The 5,167-nt window shown below is 34.6% G+C and carries 2 protein-coding genes and 1 pseudogene; all 3 read left to right on the top strand.

Features of this window, described 5'->3' with window-relative positions; all coding sequences use genetic code 11:
• Positions 1 to 2,220, top strand: a pseudogene (locus HDT10_RS08280) (class I SAM-dependent DNA methyltransferase); the annotation flags it as partial.
• Positions 2,221 to 2,262: 42 nt separating this feature from the next.
• Positions 2,263 to 3,627, top strand: a complete 1,365-nt coding sequence (locus HDT10_RS08285; protein WP_290882212.1) for an Eco57I restriction-modification methylase domain-containing protein — start codon at positions 2,263 to 2,265, stop codon at positions 3,625 to 3,627.
• Between the two features lie 2 nt (positions 3,628 to 3,629).
• Positions 3,630 to 5,167: ATP-binding protein (locus tag HDT10_RS08290; protein WP_290882214.1), on the top strand; the 1,538-nt coding region annotated here is incomplete at its 3' end.

Here is a 5,167-nt window from a genome sequence, read left to right on the forward strand (position 1 = left end):
GAGACCATCACAAATAAAAACAACAATTTAACACATATTGTCTTAACCAACACAGAGGATTTTTATATCATAGACGCTAAAGTTTATGCGACCTTTGCCAAAGACAAGGCGATTCTAAAAGCCTTTAAAAATTGCGAGCACAAAGAGGGCAATGACGCAAGCACGAAGAGATTCTATGAGGAAATCAAGAATCTCTTACCTAATCTTGATATGGAGATTCCATATACGCATTTTCGGATTGAGGATTCTATCCTCGCAAATTATCATTCTGAAACTCAAAATAATAGAGATGTTTCGCTTTCTATGAAAGCTCAACATGACAAACAAGATTCTTTTTGTCATTCTGAACCTGCGTTAGCAGGTGAAGAATCCCAACGCACCAATAATAAAGAATCCCAACATATCCTCCCACTCCTCTATCAGATTCTAAGCCCCCACGTGCTACTCAAGCGCAAAAGCTATCTTGACGCAAACACTCTAAACCAAGATTTCTATGATGAATTGCTCTATATTTTGGGACTCAAAGAAATTTCACAGAGTGGCAAGGTGCTCATTCTCCCAAGCCTTTCGCCCCACACACTCCTTGATTCGATATGCTCGACATTTGAGCTTGAAAGAGACAAAGACTTTGAGATTCTCTTTTCTTTGCTCACGACGTGGAACAATCGCCTATTATTCTTGCGCCTCTTAGAATCGATGCTGCTAAGCTTCAAGCATATCCAAAAACCATTCCTAGATTTAGAGTGCTTAAAAGACTTCCAAGCTCTCAATACCCTATTCTTTGATATTTTGGCAAAGATAGAAGAGAATCGAGACGCAAATCTCCCCAAAGTTTTAGCACAGATTCCCTATCTCAACTCGAGCCTTTTTGAAAAAACACCCCTTGAGATTGAGGGCAAAGAAATCAAGCTACTCGAATCCAAGCCCCTAATGCTCTATCATGATTCCATTCTCTACAAAGACAAAAACTTTTGCCAATCTCTAAATCTCAATGCCCAAGCCAAAGATTCCACCTTGCCGCTCTTAGAATATCTCTTTGCATTTTTGCATGCCTACGACTTCACAACCACAGCGCAAGATATTCAAAACCATACAAAGATGAATTTCGACAAACTCATTAACTCCGCCGTGCTAGGGCTCGTCTTTGAAAAGCTCAATGGCTACAAAGAGGGCAGCTTCTACACCCCAAGCTTCATCACGCGCTATATGTGCAAGCAGAGCCTAGAAAGAGTCGTGCTGCAAAAATTTAACGAATCGCTCCAATGGGATTGCCAAAATCTTGACGAACTCAAAAACAAAATCGACAAGCTCACAGATTCTAAAGAAGGCTACAAACAAGCAAATGCAATCTTTGATTCTGTCCACATCTGCGACCCCGCTGTGGGTAGTGGGCATTTCCTTGTCTCTGCCCTGAATGAACTGGTTTTGCTCAAGTTCAAGCTCGGGATTCTCTGCGATGAAAATCATCACAGAATCAAAGACATCACCCTAGAAATCTTACGTGATGAAATCGTGATTAGGGATTCTCATAATGCACTTTTTACCTACACCCTGCCCGCACACGAAAACATCGAATCCCATAAGATTCAAAGGGCATTATTCTTTGCTAAACGCAAACTCATCGAATCCTGCCTCTTTGGTGTGGATATTAACCCCAACTCATGCGAGATTACCAAGCTTCGCCTTTGGATTGAGCTGCTCAAATATAGCTACTATAAAGACATTCCAAACAAAAGGCTAGAGACACTGCCTAATATTGATATTAATATCAAGTGTGGGAATAGTCTCATCTCTCGCTTTAATCTTAGCGATTCATTACGCACGATTCCAAATATCAATTTCCAAATCGAGCAATACAAAAAGCTTGTTTTTGAATACAAAAATGCCGACCAAAACTTGATGACAATCTCCAAAAAAGACATTGAAAAACAAATCGAGACAATTCAAGCAACCTTTACCCTGACACTCAAAGACCCAAAGACAAAAAGAGAACTAGAAAAGGCGATAGAATCGCATATCAAACAATTCAACAATTATTTGCTTGATGATGCAAGTTTGCTAGAGGGCTTAGGCTCTTTGCAATTCAATCTTTTTGGCACTCCGACTTTGAGTAAAGAGGAGCAAGAGAGGGCATTAGAATCCTATGGCAAAATCCAAATCTTGCGCAAAAAGCTCACCCTTGCCCTAAGCGGTGCAGAATACAAAAACGCCTTTGAATGACGTTTTGCATTCCCCGAAGTGCTAGATAGTAATGGCGACTTTTTGGGATTTGATTTGGTGATTGGGAATCCACCGTATATCAGAATGCAGGGTTTAAATAAACAAATTTCAGAACAATACAAAAAATCCTACCAAACAGCAACAAAAAATTATGATATTTACGTACTATTTGTCGAAATGGGATTAAAAATTGCGAAATCCAATGCGCCCATTAATTTTATTATGCCGCATAAATGGCTCAATGCGGATTTTGGAGAGGGGCTAAGAAATCTTGTCAAAAATAAAGCCGCAAAAATCATTCACTTTGGAGATTTTCAAGTTTTTAAAGCAAGCACCTATACAGCCTTGCATTGGTTTAATCATCAAGCAAAAGATTTACAATTTATTAAATCTCCAGATTCGATTCAAACAGAGCAAGAAATGACAGAATTTCTAGATTCTATAACCCAAGAGGATTTTAGGATATTCCCACACAAAGATTTAGATTCTAAAGTTTGGAATCTAGTCGGTGATAAAATACAAAATATTTTAATGAAAATTGCGCAATTTACCCCAGCTAAGGATATATTTCATAAAATGTTTCAAGGAATTGCCACGAGTAAAGATAGCGTATATTTCTTAGAACAATGCAAAGAAACCTCCAAAGGATTGATAAGAGGCTACTCTAAAGAGATTGATTTGATTGTAGAGATTGAATCAGATTTTGCAAAGCCTTTGTTAATGGGTAGTAGCTTTCATCGCTACGACAAGTTAGAATCTGATTTAAGGGTGATTTTTCCCTATTTTAAAGAAGTAGATTCTAGGGGCAAAGAAAAAATGAGCTTATATGGCGAGCTAGATTTGCAAACGCATTTCCCTAAAGGTTATTCTTATCTGAAACAATGCGAACAAGTTTTACGAGCAAGAGAAAATGGGAGATTTGATACAGATAAATGGTATCAGTTTGGGAGAGCACAAGGGTTAATGGCAGGAAATGGAATTACAAAGCTGCTTATGCCTTATTTGAGTATAAAATCGCAACTTACTTATGATGAAAAAGGGGAATTTTATCATAATACAAAAGTATTTGGCTTAATTAGAAATGTGAGCTATTCATCTTTAGACTATAAATATTTGTTAGCTATCTTAAATTCTAATTTAATGTGGTGGTATATAACAAAAACTGCTTCAGTAATGAGGGGCGGCTACTATACTTATACACCAACATATATAGAAAACTTTTGTATCCCCAATCTTACACCTAAAGAGCAAAAACCTTTTATCGCTTTAGCGGATAAAATCCTAAATCTCAAAGCCAAAGATTCCACAACCAACACAAATGACTTAGAATCCGAAATTGATTCTTTAGTTTATAAACTCTATAATTTCACAGACGATGAGATTAGAATCATAAAAAATAAAGGATAATTATGCAAACTTCTTTCGCGACAAAAGTAACATCAAAAACCATTAAGCAGGATTCGGCTATTGCTAGACTTAATCCCATAGGAGAAGCAATAAAAAATGCTATAGATGCTGGTGCTAAAAATATAAATATTTACCTCAATATTCACCCTAGTCAATTGTGTGGAGAGGAAGTGTCTCTTATCATTGAAGATGATGGAAGTGGATTTGATTGCTCAAATGAACAATATATGAATGAAAAATGGACACATTATAAAGGTGGGGATTATGTACCAAATACTCTTGGAGGGAGAAGTCGCGGTAGATATACATATTTAAGATTTGTTGATTTCCGGCAAGAAAATATAAAAGATATTAAGATATATACAAAATTTAATGATAAATATTATTGTGTTACTTTTTGTGTTGAGAATAATAATATTGGTTTTTATATAAGCGAAAAAAAGGCAGAATACCAAAAAGAAGCAATAACCCAACTTTATATTGAACAATTAGGGAAAAAGTTTATCAATCAAAGAAACCTAGAAGAACTAGCCAAAGATTTAGAGAAAGAAATTATTGTTGAATTTGCAGATAAAATTCTTAAAAATATATCAATAAGTATCAATAATAAAAAAATTAATGTGGAAGATTATATAGATAAACGAGAGGAAAAAACTTATACCCTATCAAATGGAAAACAATTTGAATCTTATATAATTGTTTGGAAAAATGAAATCGATTTAACAGATAAAAAGCATACTTTTCTTTTTAATAAAATGGGAAATTGTCTAGGCAAAATACCTTCTGGTTCGCAAAAATCAATTTTTAATTGCCATACTGTTTTTTTAACAAGTGATATGTTTAAAGATGATTATGAGCTTTTGGAATTAGACTTAGAATACAAAGACCTCATAAAAGAAATGCAAAAATTATATAAACCTGATTTAGATAAACTCTTATTTCAGGTTTGGATTAAAAATAAAGATATGATAGCAAGCCAATTGGCGCAAAAAAATAAATTATTACCACTCGTAGATGATATGATAAAAGAAAAAATACAAGAAGCCTATAAAATATTAGCCGTGCCACTAATGCTTAATGAACACAATATTACCAAAAATAATATGTCCTATTTTAGCAATTCATTAATGGGATTAATTTCTGATAACAATTCTAATACACTTACAAATTTAGAGATTGTATTCAATCTAAATGAAAGTAATCAAAAAATTATGTCCTATGTAAATCAAAACCTTGATATTTTGACTCTTGTAAAAAAATATTATGGCGTTTTATCAAAACTTGACTTTTTGAATAATTTTGAAAATTTAGTCTTAAATGAGGGAAAGCAAACCACAAAGGAAAGAACAGAATTACATAAAATTATAAACAATCATTTATGGATATTTGACGAAACGTACTCAGATTTAGGATTTTTTAGCGACCAATCATTGAAGGGCATATTCAGGGAAGTAGGGCTTCCAATGAAGTTTGATGATAAGGAACTAAGAAAGATTCCTGATATATTTATACCACAAACTACAAACAACGAATTAATTCC

Source organism: Helicobacter sp. (assembly GCF_014799995.1).
Lineage (GTDB): Bacteria > Campylobacterota > Campylobacteria > Campylobacterales > Helicobacteraceae > Helicobacter_D.